Annotated in this window: 13 protein-coding genes; 9 read left to right on the forward strand and 4 right to left on the reverse strand. The window is 44.8% G+C overall.

The window, feature by feature from the left end:
• Positions 1 to 174 precede the first annotated feature (174 nt).
• Entirely contained in the window at positions 175 to 1,389 is a 1,215-nt protein-coding gene (locus tag ACNKW2_RS09495) for a pyridoxal phosphate-dependent aminotransferase (protein ID WP_419148341.1), read from the forward strand.
• A 120-nt stretch (positions 1,390 to 1,509) separates the two neighbouring features.
• Here the strand turns inward: ACNKW2_RS09495 and ACNKW2_RS09500 are convergent, their stop codons facing one another.
• Together ACNKW2_RS09500 and ACNKW2_RS09505 are read right to left on the reverse strand one after the other, a co-directional pair.
• Entirely contained in the window at positions 1,510 to 4,668 is a 3,159-nt protein-coding gene (locus ACNKW2_RS09500; RefSeq protein ID WP_419148342.1) for an efflux RND transporter permease subunit, read from the reverse strand.
• A 4-nt stretch (positions 4,669 to 4,672) separates the two neighbouring features.
• Positions 4,673 to 5,848 carry an efflux RND transporter periplasmic adaptor subunit gene (locus ACNKW2_RS09505; RefSeq protein ID WP_419148343.1) on the reverse strand — a complete coding sequence of 392 codons (1,176 nt, stop codon included), beginning with the start codon at positions 5,846 to 5,848 and terminating at the stop codon, positions 4,673 to 4,675.
• A 226-nt stretch (positions 5,849 to 6,074) separates the two neighbouring features.
• Between ACNKW2_RS09505 and ACNKW2_RS09510 the strand changes: the two genes are divergently transcribed.
• Complete coding sequence (locus ACNKW2_RS09510; protein WP_419148344.1) at positions 6,075 to 6,323, forward strand: YkgJ family cysteine cluster protein; 249 nt, start codon at positions 6,075 to 6,077, stop codon at positions 6,321 to 6,323.
• Between the two features lie 267 nt (positions 6,324 to 6,590).
• Here ACNKW2_RS09510 and rsmF read toward each other — a convergent pair whose 3' ends face one another.
• A complete protein-coding gene (gene rsmF, locus ACNKW2_RS09515; RefSeq protein WP_419148345.1) occupies positions 6,591 to 8,030 on the reverse strand; it encodes a 16S rRNA (cytosine(1407)-C(5))-methyltransferase RsmF in 1,440 nt (479 codons plus the stop codon).
• A gap of 150 nt (positions 8,031 to 8,180) precedes the next feature.
• On the opposite strand from rsmF, the gene ACNKW2_RS09520 reads away from it, so the two are divergent.
• The 4 genes from ACNKW2_RS09520 (at position 8,181) to ACNKW2_RS09535 (ending at position 12,439) form a co-directional block, all read left to right on the forward strand.
• Positions 8,181 to 9,596 carry a sigma-54 interaction domain-containing protein gene (locus ACNKW2_RS09520; protein WP_419148346.1) on the forward strand — a complete coding sequence of 472 codons (1,416 nt, stop codon included), beginning with the start codon at positions 8,181 to 8,183 and terminating at the stop codon, positions 9,594 to 9,596.
• Positions 9,597 to 9,747: 151 nt separating this feature from the next.
• A complete protein-coding gene (gene ccoG / locus ACNKW2_RS09525; protein WP_419148347.1) occupies positions 9,748 to 11,130 on the forward strand; it encodes a cytochrome c oxidase accessory protein CcoG in 1,383 nt (460 codons plus the stop codon).
• 160 nt (positions 11,131 to 11,290) lie between these two features.
• The gene (locus tag ACNKW2_RS09530) at positions 11,291 to 11,857 is read left to right on the forward strand and encodes a cytochrome b (RefSeq protein WP_419148348.1); all 567 of its coding nucleotides are present in this window, start codon (positions 11,291 to 11,293) and stop codon (positions 11,855 to 11,857) included.
• 9 nt (positions 11,858 to 11,866) lie between these two features.
• Positions 11,867 to 12,439 (forward strand): YceI family protein, encoded by a 573-nt coding sequence (locus tag ACNKW2_RS09535; protein WP_419148349.1) that lies wholly within the window; start codon positions 11,867 to 11,869, stop codon positions 12,437 to 12,439.
• A 31-nt stretch (positions 12,440 to 12,470) separates the two neighbouring features.
• Here the strand turns inward: ACNKW2_RS09535 and ACNKW2_RS09540 are convergent, their stop codons facing one another.
• Positions 12,471 to 13,310 carry a transporter substrate-binding domain-containing protein gene (locus ACNKW2_RS09540; protein WP_419148350.1) on the reverse strand — a complete coding sequence of 280 codons (840 nt, stop codon included), beginning with the start codon at positions 13,308 to 13,310 and terminating at the stop codon, positions 12,471 to 12,473.
• Between the two features lie 181 nt (positions 13,311 to 13,491).
• Here ACNKW2_RS09540 and ACNKW2_RS09545 point away from each other — a divergent pair, with 181 nt between their 5' ends.
• The 3 genes from ACNKW2_RS09545 to ACNKW2_RS09555 all read left to right on the forward strand — a co-directional run bounded on the left by ACNKW2_RS09545 (position 13,492) and on the right by ACNKW2_RS09555 (position 17,464).
• The gene (locus ACNKW2_RS09545; RefSeq protein ID WP_419148351.1) at positions 13,492 to 14,076 is read left to right on the forward strand and encodes a hypothetical protein; all 585 of its coding nucleotides are present in this window, start codon (positions 13,492 to 13,494) and stop codon (positions 14,074 to 14,076) included.
• 61 nt (positions 14,077 to 14,137) lie between these two features.
• Complete coding sequence (locus tag ACNKW2_RS09550; RefSeq protein ID WP_336566147.1) at positions 14,138 to 15,118, forward strand: acetoacetate decarboxylase family protein; 981 nt, start codon at positions 14,138 to 14,140, stop codon at positions 15,116 to 15,118.
• A gap of 105 nt (positions 15,119 to 15,223) precedes the next feature.
• Positions 15,224 to 17,464, forward strand: coding sequence for an NAD(P)-binding protein (locus ACNKW2_RS09555; protein ID WP_419148352.1), 2,241 nt, complete (start codon positions 15,224 to 15,226; stop codon positions 17,462 to 17,464).
• The last annotated feature ends 114 nt before the right edge of the window (positions 17,465 to 17,578 follow it).

Consider the following 17,578-nt stretch of genomic DNA (forward strand, 5'->3'; position numbering starts at 1 on the left):
TGTCATTAATTTCCTGCCAGTTTTTTACACCCCAAGTTAGATTAATTTTTTTCAACTTAGCGCAGTTGCTGATAGCAGTTGTGCTGAGTTGTGTTTACGCAAATGTGGTCAAGATTAGCGCTAGTAATTCGCCTTAGATGTAAGCTATGCTGGGAGCATGAATGAGGGGGTGAAATGCTACAAATAACAAAAAGTAATAAATTAAATGGGGTGAGCTACGATATTCGTGGCCCAGTGTTAGAGCAAGCGAAAAAAATGGAAGACGAAGGCATGAAAGTGCTGAAGTTAAATGTTGGTAATCCAGCGGCATTTGGCTTCGATATGCCTGAAGATATGCACCGTGACATCATTAAGAACCTCTATTCAGCACAAGGTTATTGTGACTCTAAGGGGTTATATTCTGCGCGGGTCGCGGTGTATCAATATTACCAGCAAAAAGCTTTTCCCAATATCAGTGTTGATAATATCTTCATCGGTAATGGCGTCAGTGAGCTGATTCAAATGACCACTCAGGCGTTGTTAAATGATGGTGATGAAGTGTTGATCCCTGCGCCAGATTATCCACTTTGGACTGCTGCGGTTAAGCTTTCTGGCGGCAATCCTGTGCATTATTTGTGTGACGAGCAGCAAGATTGGTTTCCTGATTTAGAAGACATTAAAAGTAAGATCACCAGTAAGACCAAAGCCTTGGTGTTAATTAACCCCAATAACCCAACCGGAGCGGTGTACGATAAAGCGCTCTTAGAGGCCTTAATTGATATTGCTCGAGAACATCAGCTTTTACTGCTTAGCGACGAAATCTACGAAAAAATTCTTTATGATGGCGCTGAGCATTTCTCAATCGCCAGCCTTTGTGACGATATCCCAGTGATCACCTTTAATGGTTTAGCCAAGACCTATCGTGCCGCAGGCATTCGAATGGGCTGGATGGTACTGAGCGGTAAGCAATCAGCCATGCTGGATTTAATCACCGGGCTGGAAATGCTGGCCTCAATGCGGCTTTGTGCTAATGTCCCAGCGCAGTTTGCGATACAACAGGCCCTGGGAGGCATTCAGTCAATTGATCAGTTGATTGAGCCCGGCGGACGTTTATATCAACAGCGAGACATTGCTTATCAAGGTTTAAATGCCATTGAGGGGATCAGTTGTGTCAAACCCAAAGGGGCACTTTATGCTTTCCCTAAGGTGGATACCAAACGCTTTAATATTAAAAACGACGAACGCATGGTGCTTGACCTGCTAAAAGAAGAAAAGATCTTATTCGTTCATGGTCGTGCTTTTAATTGGCCTAGTGCCGACCACTTCCGTTTGGTGTTTTTACCTCACAAAGATGATTTGGCACCGGCTATGGAGCGCATTAAGCACTTCTTTGATCATTACCGCCAGTAGCGGTATTGGTTTTCACAATACCTTTGCCCGAACCGGAAAAAGTAAAGGTGACAACATAAAAAAAAGCTCGGACCTTGCAAGGCCGAGCTTTTTACTAGGGCTAGTAACTTAATTACTTAATTACTTAATTGAATTGCTGGTTACCACCTCAGTTGGCTGCTCGCTTTCACCTTTTTTAAACCATTTGCGACCAAGGTGTTTAACATCTTCTAAGGCCACGTACTGGCATGGGATCAGTACCAAGGTGATCACCGTGGCAAACAGCACACCAAAGGCCAAAGAAACAGCCATCGGGATAACAATCTGCGCCTGCAGACTGGTTTCTAAGATGATGGGCACCAAACCGATAAAGGTGGTTAGTGAAGTAAGTAAAATCGCTCTGAAGCGCTTACAACCGGCCTCTACTGCGGCATCTTTAATGCTGACACCTTGTGCTCTTGCTTTGTTGACGAAGTCAACCATCACTAGTGAGTCATTGACCACCACACCAGCCACGGCAATAATACCGAAGAAAGATAGGCTGCTCATGGTCATGCCAAGCACCATGTGTCCGAATACCGCACCGACCACACCAAATGGGATCACCGACATGATCAGTAATGGTTGTGAATAAGAGCGCAAAGGAATAGCCAGTAGGGCAAAGATGATCATTAATGACAAGGCAAAGTCACGGATTTGCTCAGCCACGCTATCCATCTCTTCTTGTACTCGCCCGGCAATGGCACTTTGTACCCCAGGATAGTTCTTTAATAGGCTTGGTAAATATTCATCACGAATTTGTTTGGCAATTTCAAATGGCTGAGCGACATCGGTGTTGACTGCTGCCCATACATTTAAGGTGCGTTTTGCGTTTTCACGACGAATGCGATTGACGCCATCCACCAGTTTAACATCGGCCACTTCGACTAGCGGCACTTCTGCGCCCTGTGGCGTAACAATGCGCACATCTTGAATATCACTGATGCTATCGCGGTGATCTTGTGGGTAGCGGATCATCACTTTGATTTCTTCACCGTCACGCAAGATACGTTGTGCTTCCAACCCGTAGTAGCTGAAATTCACTTGCGAAGCAACGTCCGCTAGGGTTAAACCAAGGCTGTAAGCAAGCGGTTTTAGTTCCAGTTGTACTTCATCCGTTGCTGACTGCATTGAATCATTAATGTCACCAACTCCCTCAAGGCTTGCTAGTTTCTCTTTTAAATGCGCGGCCACTTCACGTAATTCCGCTTTATCTTTGCCCTCTAGCCTAAAGCTAATATCGCCATCATCGCGTCCATTATTAGAAATACTGTCTTGGATGTTGAGCGACTTAACGCCTGGTAATAGTGGCATTTGCTCTCGCCACATGGCACTTAAGGCAAAGGTATCGATTGGACGTAAATCTGGTTCGACTAAGATCACCATGATATTGGCATTGGTACGGCCATTCATATTAACCATGTAGTCGCGAACCATTTTTTGGCCATATTGTTGTTCAATTTGCTTATCAACATCGAGCACCATTTGTTCGACTTTTTGAATCGACTCCAGAGTGGCATTCTCAGACGAGGACAAGTTCATCTCAATGGCAATGCGCGGGAAATCATGGGGAATTTTCGGGTTGGCAACAAACTTCACCAAGCCGCCTGCGAACATTCCGCCGCTGACAATCAAAATAGTTAAAAAGCCGACGATCACGGTATAACGATAGTGAAGACAGCGAGCGATAAATGGCCGATATTGGTTTTCCACAAAAGATTGCAATGCGCCATCCATTTTCTCACGCAAGCGGTGGAATGGGTTTTTCGGGTTGCTCGGTTTATTTTTCATGGCCGCCAAGTGCGCCGGTAATACCAGTTTTGACTCGACCAAAGAAAACAGCAAACACAGAATAATGACACCACCAATGGCTTTAGAGAAAGCCGCTGTTGGCCCAGTTGCAAAGGTTTGCGGTAAAAATGCCGCTACCGTTGTTAACACGCCAAAAGTGGCGGGTACGGCAACGCGTTTCACTCCGCGCACAACATTATCTAGGCTATGACCGTGTTTTTCTATTTCACTGTGAGCGGATTCCCCCACCACAATGGCATCGTCGACGACGATCCCCAGCACTAGGATAAAGGCAAACAGTGAAGCCAAATTAATGGTGACATCTAAAAAGCCCACCGGCATCATCAGAAAGGCACCTAAAAAGCTCACTGGTAAGCCCATCATCACCCAGAATGCCAATCTTACCCGTAAGAACATGGCCAGCATTAACATCACTAAAATACCACCCCATATCATGTTTTCTAACATCATATTAAGGCGACCATTTAAGTAGTAGGTAAGATCAATAAAGGGTTCTAACTGTACGCCTTGCGGTAGGGTATCGGCTTTACTGTCTAGGTAGCCTTTAATGACGTTGGCGACTTTGGTGATGTCTTGATCTCTGGAGGCACTGACTTCAAACACCAAAGAGTTCTTGCCGTTGTACTTGGAATATTGCAGTCCTTCTTCAAAGCCATCTCGAATGGTAGCAACATCGCCTAAACGGATTTGTGCGCCATCGGCTAAGGTCAACAATGGTAAATGGCGGAACTCATCACCACGGTAGGCTTGGTTTTCCACCCGCATTGAAATATAGCCATTTTCTGAACGGATCTGACCGGCAGACATATTGGCTGAAAAGCTCTGTACCGCGCTGGCAACATCTCGGAAACTAAGGCCATACTCGCGCATTTTATCTGGGCTAATTTCAACGCTAATTTCATAATCTAAGCCGCCGTCAAAGCGCACTAAGTTGACGCCTGGCAACGACAGCATTTCTTCATGAATGCGATTGCCAAGCTCTTTTAAGTCATAGGGGTTGAGATCGCCATTTAACGACAGCCACATGACTTCTTGGGTGGCTTTTTCATGACGAACCACTGGGCGCTCCATACCCGATGGGAACGTGGAGACTGCGTCCACTTGCATCTTAACTTCGTCTAATACTTCCTTGGTGTCGTACTTTTCTTCAACTTCAATCCAAGTCTGTGAGTATCCACGGTTGGAATAGGTGATCAGCCTTTTGATCCCTTCGAGGCCTTCCATGGACTCCTCGATCTTAATCGTAATGCCTTCTTCTACCTCTTGCGGTGCTGCACCTGGGTAGACGGCTTGAACACTGATCCAATTACTGTTGTATTGTGGGAACATCTGTTTGCGAATAGAAAACGCAGTCAGTAAGCCACCGACAATAATGAATATCATTAATAGGTTTGCAGCAACGGGGTTACGTGCAAACCAAGCAATTAAGCCTTTTTCTCGTGTTTGCATACCCTTATTCCTCTTTAAGTGCTAACTGAGTCGTTGCTTGCGACGTGGATTCTGAGTCCAGTCTTAGTTGCATACCCTGTGATGGATAATCCAGAGCGGAAGTGATCAATTGTTGGCCCGACTCCAAGCCTTGATCAACCACCACATGACCGTCATATTGGCGAATGACATTAAGCTCTTGGTAGTTCAATTGCTGATTATCATCCAAAGTGGCGATGCGGCCGTTTTTAACTAAGTGCTGCGGAACCACTGCTGCATTGGCGATCAGCTTGCCTTGAATGTTGGCGTTGATGTAAGCGCCAAAGCGTAGTGCTTTGGCAGCATCTTGATACGGTGATTTGACCTGCGCCACCAAGTAAGTCATGCGGCTTCTCTCATCAATTACGCCCTCACTGCGCACCACAGTGCCTTGCCAGCTAACGGCTTTACCTGCCACTTCGGCGCTTAGGGTTACTTTAGTACCCACCCCTTGTTGTGGTAAATATTGTAGCTCTTTGTCAGCTACGGGCAGTCGTACTTCAGCCACCGACACTGAGTTGAGGGTGCCAAAGCCATTGCCAGGATTTACCACGCTGCCTAAACTGATCTCACGTGACGCAACAATGGCATCGTACGGGGCTCGAATGTAGGTTCTTTCCAGGTTTCGCTTAGCGCGCTTAACGGCGGCTTGCGCTGCTTTAAACCGAGCTAGCTTTTCGGCTAATTGGGGTTTGCGTAAGTAAAGCTCGGAAGGAATTTTTTCAATGGCACTTTCGGTGATTTGCTGCCACTGTGCCTTGGCTACCTTAGCTTGTGCTTGCTCGATTTCTAAATCCGAGCTGGCTTGAGCTAAGGACGCTTCGGCTTCAATTAACGCTGCTTCGTAATCATTGGGGTCGATGCGTGCCAGCACTTCGCCTTCATTGACAAAGCCACCTTTAACGAACTTATCTGACAACGAAATAACTTGACCACTTACTTGTGCTACTAACTCAGTGCTGTACTTAGGTTTAACCACACCGTATGAAGAGACATCAAGACGAATGGGTTTGACCTCGACGCTTTTTACCTGCACCAGAGGGTGAACTACCTCTTCAGGTTTAACTTCAGGTGGTTTTTTCATTGCAGACATTGCAACGGCTGCTGCGATGCCAACACTCAATACCGCAATGGGGAGAATAATTTGTTTTTTACTAGCCACGTGCAAATCCTTCCTGTTGAATGATTTTCTAACTTAAGTCGACGAAACTTAATTGTTGATAGGGTAAGGATACGCGAATAGTTATGTCGAGGTGTTTAAAAGCCAAGGCAAGTTGTAACAAAGCTTTGCATAACGGCTTGGTTTGAAACATCCGTTCCGATTATGTTCTTTTACGCTGCCATGTTTTTTCGTTACACTAGCGTAAAAGCACCTAATTAGAGTAATTATGGACTGTAGATTAGGCTGTGGTGCCTGTTGCATCGCACCAAGTATTTCCACGCCGATACCCGGTATGCCCGATGGTAAGCCCGCTGGTGTTCGTTGTGTTCAACTTAATGACAATAATTTATGTCGTTTATTTGGTAAACCAGAGCGACCTAAGGTGTGTTTGCAGTTTAAAGCCATGAAAGACGTATGTGGTGACAGCAATAGTCAGGCGTTCGCAATCATTACCGAGTTAGAAGCGGCAACATAATAGCGGTTACTGAATGTCGAAGTTTAGATAAAAAAGTGCCCAGAGCTTACCTGCTAAACTCTGGGCCTAGGGAAGGCTCATAGCTGAGCCGTGCGCTAACTAAAAACACCTTCTAAGACTGTAGGGAGAAGTAGAAAGTAAATTTAAGTTTAGTTAATGTTTCGATATTTTTACAACTAAATGAAAATTTATTAAGTCTTTCTAAATCAAGTGCTTGCCGTCTTTATGCTTAATTGATATTAAAAATATCAAAAGAGTATGTCCACGTTATACCCAAGTTATCAACAGATCATCACGAATAAGATCCCGAGGTAAGCTGTTTTTTACTTTGTTCTTTTGCCACTTACCAAGCCCAACCGGGGTGTTGCAAAGTGTGATGATCACCTCACCGGTTTGCTTGGTCACTTCATCAAGGCGAATGTCTTTGCCATTAAAGTAGTCTTTTGCTTGAGCAGCGCTAAGCGCGAGCGTGTTGCGACTTGCTAAATGGCCAAAACAGGTAGCCAGCTCATGTTGCAAACGGACACCATTATTATGACTTACGCCAATTTGCACCCCAATGCGAGCGTATTTTATTTTGTTGGCAATGGCCTCAAATCCATCAGGGAATAGCCAGATTTCTTTATCCCGTGACATTAAGGTGCCAGGTAAGGCATCAATGGCGAATTGCTTTTGTAGTTGGGTTTGCAGTAATTTCTGCGCTTTTGCTGCTAATGGAGTAAAAGGAAAGGCGCCTTTTTTGTGTTTTTCTACGCGCGCCGCAACCGAGCGAAGCTTTTTAAATTTGGCAATAAAGAACCCCTCACTATCAAATAACTGTGGCCATACATGCAAGTAGCCTTCTGCGGTAGTGGCTTGCTCGGCACCGGCAAAGAGATTGCTTAAGTTAATGATTTCTAGAGCGTCGCCATACTCTTCAATAAGGTATTGGCAAACTTGTTGGTTCTCTAAAGGGGTGAGGGTACAGGTTGAGTAAACCAGAGTGCCGCCAGGTTTTAAGGCTTGAAAAGCGCTATCAATGAGACGTTTTTGCACCACAGCAATGTCTTGATTGGAAGCAATCGACCAATTTTTTAACGCATTCGCATCTTTGCGCACGGTACCTTCACCTGAACAAGGCGCATCGAGTAAAATATTGTCGAAACATTCATGCATGTATTCACCAAACACAGCACCATCAAAATGCGATAGCGCGACATTGGCTACCCCCATGCGTTTGCTGTTCGCCGCGAGCGCTTTCAAGCGTGATGATGATAACTCATTGGCAACAAGCACGCCGCTGCCGTTCATAAAGGCCGCTAACTGGGTGGTTTTAGAGCCTGGAGCCGAGGCCATATCTAAATTTATTTGTGCTGCGCTTATTTCTTTACGCAATGCCTCAGGTGGCAGCATTGAACTGGCTTCTTGGATGTAGATGCAGCCACTTAAGTGAATGTCGGTGTTACCGATGGCTAAGTTGGCTTCCTCTTCTTCACTGCGGGTGATCCAAAAGCCTTCTGGGCACCAAGGGATTGGCTCGGCTTGCCATTGGCGCTGTTGACAATAGTCCAAAAACTCAGCCACAGACATCTTCAAGGTATTTACTCGAACAGCACGGCGTAATGGTGAGCGACAGGCGCTAAGAAAGTCGCTGATACTGAGGTGCTCAGGAATATAGGTTTCGACATCGGCAATGAAGTCGTCGGGTATGTAAGTTGATGGATCCACGCGTGTTCTCGATTGCAATCTAATGGGGTTATTTTACTGTTTCAGCATTAGAACACCAACCAAATCTTAAAGAGCGGCTGGTCGTTATGATTTGAACATGACAAAACCGCTGCTGGATTCTATAATATCGCGAAATATCGCGAGGTGAACATGTCTGTTATTAAACAATTTTTGGCCGATCCTAAATTGCTGCTCAATGCGGTGGGTGAAGGCATATATGGCTTTGATTTAAGTGGCAACGCCGTTTTTATCAATCCGGCAGCCGAGCGCATGACGGGGTGGAAAAGTGCTGAATTATTGGGGAAAAAAATCCACCAGTATCACCACCATAGTCATGCCGATGGCAGCGCGTATCCTGCGGATGAGTGCAATATCTATAAGACCATGTTTGATGGCAAAACCAGACAAGTAAAAAACGAAGTGTTTTGGCGCAAAGATGGCAGCAGCTTTCCGGTGGAATACACCTCCACGCCCATTTACAGCGACGGTCAAATTATCGGAGCTGTCGCGATATTTCGCGATGTGTCTCAACAGCATAAGGTCGAGTCTGAACTCAAGTCCGCATTAAACAAGGTCCATGAGCTTAGCGAGCAATTAAAAGATGAGAACGCCTATTTGCTAGAAACCCTGAATGAAGACTGGCAAGAGGCAGGTTTAGTGGGTCACAGTGCCATTTTTCAAACCATGCTGGCGCAATTAGAGCTTGTCAGTCAAACCGACAGTACCGTGCTTATTCTCGGTGAAAATGGCACCGGAAAAGAGTTAGTGGCTAGAAATTTACACCGCCTGAGCTCGCGGGCAGAGCAACCCTTCGTAAAAGTGAACTGTGCGGCTTTTTCACCCACCTTGATTGAATCAGAGCTGTTTGGTCACGAAAAAGGAGCATTTACCGGAGCGAACGAACGCCGTAAGGGGCGTTTTGAGTTGGCTCATGGCGGCACATTATTTCTTGATGAAATTGGCGAGTTGCCACTGGAAGCCCAAAGTAAGCTGCTAAGAGTGTTGCAAGAGCGCGAGTTTGAACGGGTAGGGGGAAGTCAGACAATTGCCGTTGATATTCGCGTGGTTGCCGCCACAAACCGCGACCTTTGGCAGATGGTAGAGCAAGGCAAATTTAGGATGGACTTGTATTACCGTTTAAATGTCTTTCCCATTCAGGTTCCGGCGCTGCGCGAACGCATTGAAGATATTCCGCAATTAGCCAATAACCTTATTGTGCAATTGAATAAAAAGTTGGGTAAGCAGTTACGAGGTATAAGTAAGAGCGCCATCAACGCGCTGCAGGCTTATAATTGGCCTGGCAACATAAGAGAGCTACAAAACGTGCTAGAGCGTGAAGCGATATTGGCGAAAGGTCGGTTAATCGAGCTGACTCAGTCGTTAGGGACCGAGATACCCCAGCAAATAGCGGACGATCTCACCTTAGAGCAAGCGCAAGCAGAACACATTTTAAAAGTGGTGGAATTGTGTAACGGCAAAATTGCAGGTGCTAATGGCGCGGCGCAAAAACTCGGGTTACCTGAGAGTACATTACGCTCGAAAATGAAGAAATTAAAAATACGTTAATATTCGCGATATATCGTGTGGCTCGCGATATATCGCGATATCTTCTATTGTTAATATCAAAAACTGTTTTATATACAGCATGTTATAAACTTTCAAATTGGTCTGAAAGTTGCAATAGTCTGCTTGTGTTTTATTAATGTAAGCAAGTGACATGAAGTTTGATATCAAAGAAGAAGACATGATAATTAAGCCCTACAAACAAGAGGGGCCCATTTATGTAAGGGAGCAGAAAGGCTTTTTTCAGAAAATCAGAAGGAACTTAGGCTGGTTCTTGATGCTCACTTTTATCCTCATTCCTTGGATCCCCTATCATGGCCAGCAAGCCGTCCTATTTGATGTCGGTTCGCAGCAGTTCAGAGTGTTCGGAGCCACTTTTCTACCACAAGATTTTATGATCTTAGCCTGGATTTTTATGGCTGGTGCGTTCGCACTGTTTTTTGGGACTGCATGGCTCGGGCGAGTTTGGTGTGGTTACACCTGCCCGCAAACCATCTGGATGTTAATGTTTACTTGGGTAGAGCACCGTATTGAGGGCAGCAGAAATCAGCGCATTAAGTTAGATAAATCCAGTTGGGATGCTAAAAAGTGGGCCAAGAAGCTCGCTAAGCATAGCGCCTGGCTGATTATCTCGGTGTTAACTGCGACCACATTTATGACCTATTTTGTGCCTGCAAAAACCCTGTATCTAGAAATGTTTACGCTTGAGTGGTCAGGTATTATCAGCTTTTGGGTGTTTTTATTTGCCCTGTGTACTTATGGTAACGCCGGCTTTTTACGTGAAAAAATGTGCACCGTTGCTTGCCCTTATTCACGCTTTCAATCGGTGATGTTCGATAAAGACACCTTAGTTGTGAGTTATGACAATGAGCGCGGTGAAAACCGTGGCCGCCGTAAGCGTAAAGAAGACCCTAAAGCGCTGGGTTTAGGTGATTGCGTTGATTGTAACCTCTGTGTTGAAGTATGCCCTGCAGGTATCGATATTCGTAACGGCCTGCAGTATGAATGCATCAACTGTGGCCTGTGCATCGATGCTTGTAACGACACCATGGCAAAATTTGGTTATGAGCCGAACTTAATCCAATACCAGAGTGAAAACCAACAAGCGGGGTTAAAAACCAATCCACTGCGATTAAAGATTGTCGGTTATGGTGCCATTACTGTGGCGCTGTTTGCCATTATGATTATTTGGGCTTTTAATCGCACTCCCATTGAGGCTTCCGTGATCCGCGACCGTAATGCACTGTATCGGGTTAATTATGAAGGCTTGGTAGAAAACCCCTACACCTTAAGTGTTATTAATAAAACCCAGCAAACCATGTCGTATAGCATTAGTTTATCGGGTTTACCGAATGCCACGTTAACCGCGCCAGAAGCAACAAAAATTGCCGCAGGTGACATGGCGCTCATTCCGGTGACGGTGATTGCAGATGGCTATGAGCTTAAGCGTAAATCGACGCCGATTGAATTTACCATTTCTTCCGATCAGGAGGCGTCAATCGTCATTACTAAGTCATCGTACTTTTATAAAAACTAGCAAGTAAGCATCTTCTCCTCTAGCACTTTTAGGCGAACTCATTATGGTTCGCCTTTTTTCTGTGCATATTTGCACAGCTGGCCGATAATTATCGCCTTTCCCCATCCTTAAAATCACTATATGCTGGTTTTATTGAGAATGAGTTTTATTGACTAAGATTATGTTGAAAAATACTGCAAAGGGTTATGGCCTCGTCGCCATTGTGCTCCATTGGCTAAGTGCTGCCGCCGTGTTGGGTATGTTTGGTTTGGGCTTATACATGGTTGAATTGAGCTACTATGACCCTTTTTATCGTGATGGTCTAAACATTCATAAAAGCATTGGCATTTTGTTGGCTCTGGTGATTGTAATGCGTTTACTTTGGAAGTGGGCGAACCCAAAAGTGAAGCCATTACAGCAGAGCACATCGCTCGATAAGGCACAAAACACATTAGCGACACTGGCGCACTGGCTAATGTATTTGTTGTTATTTGCTTTATTTACCAGCGGCTATTTAATTTCAACCTCAGACGGTCGCGCCATTGAAGTGTTTGGCTGGTTTGCCGTGCCCAGTTTAGGAGAGCTGTTTGACCAGCAGAGTGATATTGCCGGTACCGTGCACTTGTATTTGGCTTGGGGATTAATTGCGCTGGTTGCTGTGCATGCGTTAGCGGCATTAAAACACCATTTTGTAAATCGAGATAGAACCTTAATTCGAATGTTTAAAGTGACCAATTCAGATAACTAAGGAGTTATGATGAAAAAGACTATGTTAGCAATAAGCTTGGCCTTATTGAGTACCACTTCAGCCGTGAATGCAGCGGACTATGTTATTGATACTAAAGGCGCTCACGCGTTTGTTAATTTTAAAATAAAGCACTTAGGTTACAGCTGGTTATATGGCCGCTTTAACGATTTTGAAGGTCAATTTAGCTACGATGCTAACAACCCTAATAACGCTAAAATTAAGGTTGTTATTGATACGGCATCCATTGACTCAAATCATGCTGAGCGCGATAAGCATTTAAGAGGAGATGACTTTTTAAATGTTGAGGAGCACCCTCAGGCAACGTTTACCAGTGAGAAGATCACTTTCAGTGATGCTACAAATGGCGTAGTACAGGGCAAATTCACCTTAAATGGTGTTACCAAAGACATTGAATTTGCAATCCATAAGATTGGCGAAGGTGACGACCCTTGGGGTGGCTACCGAGTTGGTTTCTCCGGTAATACGCAGTTAAAGTTGTCAGACTATGGCATCGATTACGATTTAGGCCCTGCATCCACTCATGTGGATATTGGCTTGCACATCGAAGGGATCCGTCAATAAACGTCTGCTAGCTCAAACCCCCATGTTTGAGCTAATGGCTGAATATACCGGCGAGCTTTGGCCTGAGCTGTTGTGGTAACCAGCGTGACATTGCGAGCCGGTATTGTTCATCTTGATGAACTTGTTGCAGCGCTTTATCAATGGCGGCAATGTGCTGGCGGCCAAGCTCGTTATTGTTACAGCCACTGTATCCTTTGGTGAGTTGTGAGGTCAGCTGCAATCTCACTTGAGTGAGCCTATTCTGCTTATCTAATTTCACTTTGTGATAATGATGCTCACTGGGGTACCCCAAAATAATATCCACCCGCTTTCTTAATAGCATTACCGTTAAGCTTTCCAGTGTATCTCTCCCAGGTCTTATCAATAGCTGCTGCTGATCTAAACTGGCGAGGGTCGCGTCAATTTCAGTGCCAAAAGAGCGGTTAGCAGCAACACCCACAGTTAATTTATGCTGCTTCATTAACACGTCAAAGTCGATGGCGTCATTACCGAGCGCCAGCGACTTTGCTGTTTCCTTGGTTAGCGCTGCAGAGGTTGACAAGCCAGTGGTGGAATGGTTTTCAGTAAAAGCAATATAGCGGCTTCGCTTGGGGGTTTTATAAAGTGAAATCATGCAATAGTTGCTGTTTTGCTTTGCCAGTTCATGGATCGCCCGCGAGGCCGGGAAAAGCTTATAGTCAAACTGATGCTCAGGCATGTACTGCTCTAGTAATTTGATCAGTAGCTCATCTCGGCCCTGACCTGCAAGATCATCTGAAAGGATATAGTAAGGAGCAAAGTCAATCACAATCCAGGTGATCTTTTGTGCTTGTACAAACCCAGCTTGAAGCATAAACACGATAAGACACAGTGCTTTGATCACAATCCGCATACTCCTCTGTTAATTATTAAAGCATAGCAGCAAGAGTGGAATAGGTAGTTAGTGAGATGTTTATTTTGTTTGTAATTATTGTTTACAGTTCTTTGCGATATGCTAATTTTATCATTAAGGAAAGGCGCTAAGGCGTAGTGAAAATAACCCTAATAACAATCAAAGCAGTTAAGGAATAACGATGAAAATACTGGTAATCGCGGATATGTATGGCACTTCACCGCAGCTTTTGCAATTTGCATCGGAATTATCTGGAGACGTAAGCATTGTCACTGCTGGTGAAGGTAAAACAAGCAAAATAAACAATAAAGCACACCGCTCTAAGGGCAGCGAACAGCAACATTATGCCAATAAAGTGGTAAGCAAAATACGCAATCTGTCGCCACATTTGCTGATAGGTTTTGGGGTTGGCAGCACTGCAGCTTGGCAGGCATTATCTATGTTGCAAGAGGCAAATAAGCCGCAGCAGTTAATTGCTTTTTACCCCAGCCACACCCTTGACGTGCCGGTTTCACAATTAGCGTGCCCAGTCACATTCTATTTCGCTCAACACGAGTTTGACTTTGACGTGACGCCGATAGTTACTATGCTAAATAGCCAAAAGAGCGTTAGTTGTATTAGAACTCGCTATCAACATGGCTTTATGGAGCCGCTTTCAGGTCACTACGACCCTTGTGCCTACCGTCATTACTTAGGCCTTTGTCAGCAAGAGGTAGCTGATATGTCGTCATTATTAGACGAAGCGCTCTGTAATTACGCCATATAATCACAATAAGCAATATCTGATATTGCTTACTACACTGTCAATTTGACGTTTTAAGGAGTGAATGATGTATCCAGAATTACCTGACTATCAGCACTTTTATAGCAACCCCATTGCTAAGCCGCCATGCAGGATGCTTAATGCACAAATGTATGGCTTTTTTGTGGCGGGTAATAGAGAAAAGATTCAAACCTACTTAGATAACACTTTGAATTCAGTACCAAGTAGCGAGTTTAGTTTTAAAGCGTTAAGCGACTGGTGCTTACTGACTTTTACAGATATTGAGAACATTGCTTCTAAGGTCGAACCTTTTAGTGACTACGGCTACATGCAAGAAACCGATATCATTATTTGGCTTCCGGTTTTGCAATTAAACTTAGAAACACTGCGGGCGGAGCACCTTTACTGGTACCCAGCGTTTATTACCGTTAACAATATTAATGCCTTAATTAATGGTCGAGAAACTTGGGGCTACAATAAATACCTTTGTCGTTATGCTATGCCCTCTGAGCCGACCGCACCGTTAAACTTTTCTTTATCGTTAGATTGCTTCAAGACCTACAACCCGAATAACAAAATGGACTGGCATGAATTGCTCAGTATTAGTGCTGAGGACGATGGCGAATCTTGGCTCAAAGAAGCAATGGAAGTAGGTGAAGAAATGTTAACCCTATTTCGTGACTCGGTGGACGAGTTAAATGTCGACGAGCAGTTTTTAAAACAATTTTTATCTGGATTTACTCATCCACAAATGGATCAAATTTTGTTTAAGCAATTCCCAGATGGCATGGCTGAAAAGTCAGTGTATTCAGCAGTAGTGCATTCTCCCTCTGAGGTTAAAAAGATCCATAAAGTGGCCTTTTTAAAAGACGATTTGAAACTGCAGTTAAATAAAATAGATAGCTTCCCATTGGACAAAATGTTTGGCATTGCCTTGGGAGAAAACGAAGTGAAACTTCCTTACTACGTGAAGATGGATTTTGACCAAGCTGGCGCGGAAGAATTGGTATCAACCAATCAAGGCTTGGCTAATATACCTAGGTAAGAGGTTTCACCCACGACCTGCTTGCAGCATTGTCCACCGCGAGCAGGTCGTGGCTTTGTGGTTGCCACGATAAAGTAACAATGACCCTAGGAAGGATATGCGCTCATGAGCAAACAGAAAATTGCTGTATTAGGTGGTGGAGTGTCGGCGATGACCGCCGCAGTGTATTTAACCGAACAAGATGACTGGCAATCACGCTATGACATTACGGTGTATCAACAAGGTTGGCGCCTCGGAGGCAAGGGAGCCAGCGGTCGCAATAGTCAGTTTGGTGAGCGCATAGAAGAGCATGGCCTCCATGTTTGGTTTGGGGCATACGTTAACTCATTTAAAACCATCGAAAAGGTATACCAACAATTAGACCGAGGTGATGAGGTTGCCATTAATACGTGGCAACAAGCACTTAAGCCACATAGCTTAGTGGTTTTACAAGAGTTTATTGATAATGAATGGCAAACCTGGCCGGTTGATTTCCCCCTCATACCGGGTAACCCAGCCAATGGCACACTTGATTTGCATTATTGGCAAGTGCTCAAACTGCTTATTGCTTGGTTGCATAAGTGGGTTGAAGCGTTAGAAGACGAAGTCGACCAGAGCACCAAATCAACTCAATTAACCACCCGAAAAGCCCGAGATAAAACGCTATTGGCGCATTTAGGTAATGAGGTTGAACAATTCTTTGATAGCGTTGAATCGCAAGCCAAAGCGCTGTTTCAACAGGCTGCGGATCAAGTGACCGAAGTGGTATCGACACCTAAGCTATTAATTAATCAATTAAGTCGCTTTTTGACGGTTCGCGAAGGCGATAAGCGCCTCAATAACAAAAAAGATCAACTGTTAGTATGGTATTTAGTCCGTAAGATACGGCGTTGGCTGCGCAGCGAAGTGAACGAGCTTATTGCTGAAAACCCCACCATTAGGCGTTTGTATATTTGTGTTGATTTAGCGGTGGCCATGACCTTAGGGATGGTCAGAGACAAGGTATACAGTCGTGGTTTTGGTTATCTAAATCAGTATGACTTTCAACAGTGGCTAAGACGAAACGGCGCAAACGACCCATTAAGTGTGGAGTCTGCGCCGGTTCGAGGGTTTTACGATTTAGTCTTTGGCTTTGAAGATGGCGATTTTTCTAAACCCAATGTCGAGGCCGGCGTGGCGGCATTGGCGATGCTCAGGATCATGTTGTGTTACCGTGGCGGGGTAATGTGGAAAATGCAGGCAGGAATGGGGGATATTATTTTTGCCCCTATCTATGAGCTGCTCAAGCACAGAGGAGTCAAATTTAAGTTTTTCCACCAAGTTGAGTCACTGCAAGCATCCTCGCAACATGGCAAGCAAGTGGTCAGTGAAATCAGTATCATAGAGCAGGTAAAGTTAAACGACAGTGATGACTATGAACCGCTTAAAATCATCAAGTCTTTGCCTTGTTGGCCCAGTGAACCGATTTGGCAACAAATTGAGCCACAGCAAGCGCAATTATTACGTCAACATCAGATTAATCTGGAATCCTTTTGGTCACCTTGGGAGTCGATTTATCAACAACACTTCAATCAAGCTTTGCCGCGTAAGGTACTAAAACATGGTGAAGACTTTGATCTGGTGGTATTTGGCATTTCAGTCGCTGGGCTAACCAGCTTATGCCCAGATTTATTAGCAAAAGATCCTAAGTTACAACAGCAAGCTGAAAAAATAAAAACCGTGGCAACGCAAGCCATGCAGCTTTGGCTGACCAAGACCGATCAACAATTAGGCTATCAGGACGGCTCGTCGAGCACAGAAAGGCCAATTTTAAGCGCCTTTTCTCAGCCCTTCGACACCTGGGCTGCGATGTCGAACTTATTAACCGTTGAAGACTGGCAAACCCCAGAACCGAGCAATATTGCTTATTTTTGTAGTGCATTTACCTGCGCCGATTATCCGCCAGCGTCTGAGCATGAGTTTCCGATAAAAATGAAAGCCAAGGTGAAGCAAAATAGCTTGGCTAAGCTAAAAAATGAAATGCAGGTATTATGGCCTGAAGCCTATCGTGACGATGAATTTGATTGGCAGGTGCTGTTTGACCCGCAGCAGCAACAAGGCGAGTCGCGTTTTGACAGCCAGTACTGGCGCGTTAATGTTGACCCCAGTGAGCGATATGTACTGAGCGTTGCTGGTAGCAGTGCTTACCGTTTAGCCAGTGATGGTACCGTATTCGCGAATTTATACCTTACCGGCGATTGGATCAGCACTGGTGTCAATGCCGGTTGTGTCGAGGCTGCAGTGATGGCGGGTATGCAAACCAGTCGCGCAATTTGTGGTTTCCCAAACACCATTAATGGCGAGGGTGGGTTTTTACCATTTGATTAGTATGCCCTAGGTGTTGACAGCGTCATTGGGATAGCTCTGGCCTTTGTTATGGATTTACTAACACAATTGTTTGGGGGTCGGGTTATTTCGGCTATACTCTTAGTGCAATTGCAT

Origin of the sequence: Pseudoalteromonas 'SMAR', from assembly GCF_048515945.1 — a bacterium.
Classification (GTDB): domain Bacteria; phylum Pseudomonadota; class Gammaproteobacteria; order Enterobacterales; family Alteromonadaceae; genus Pseudoalteromonas.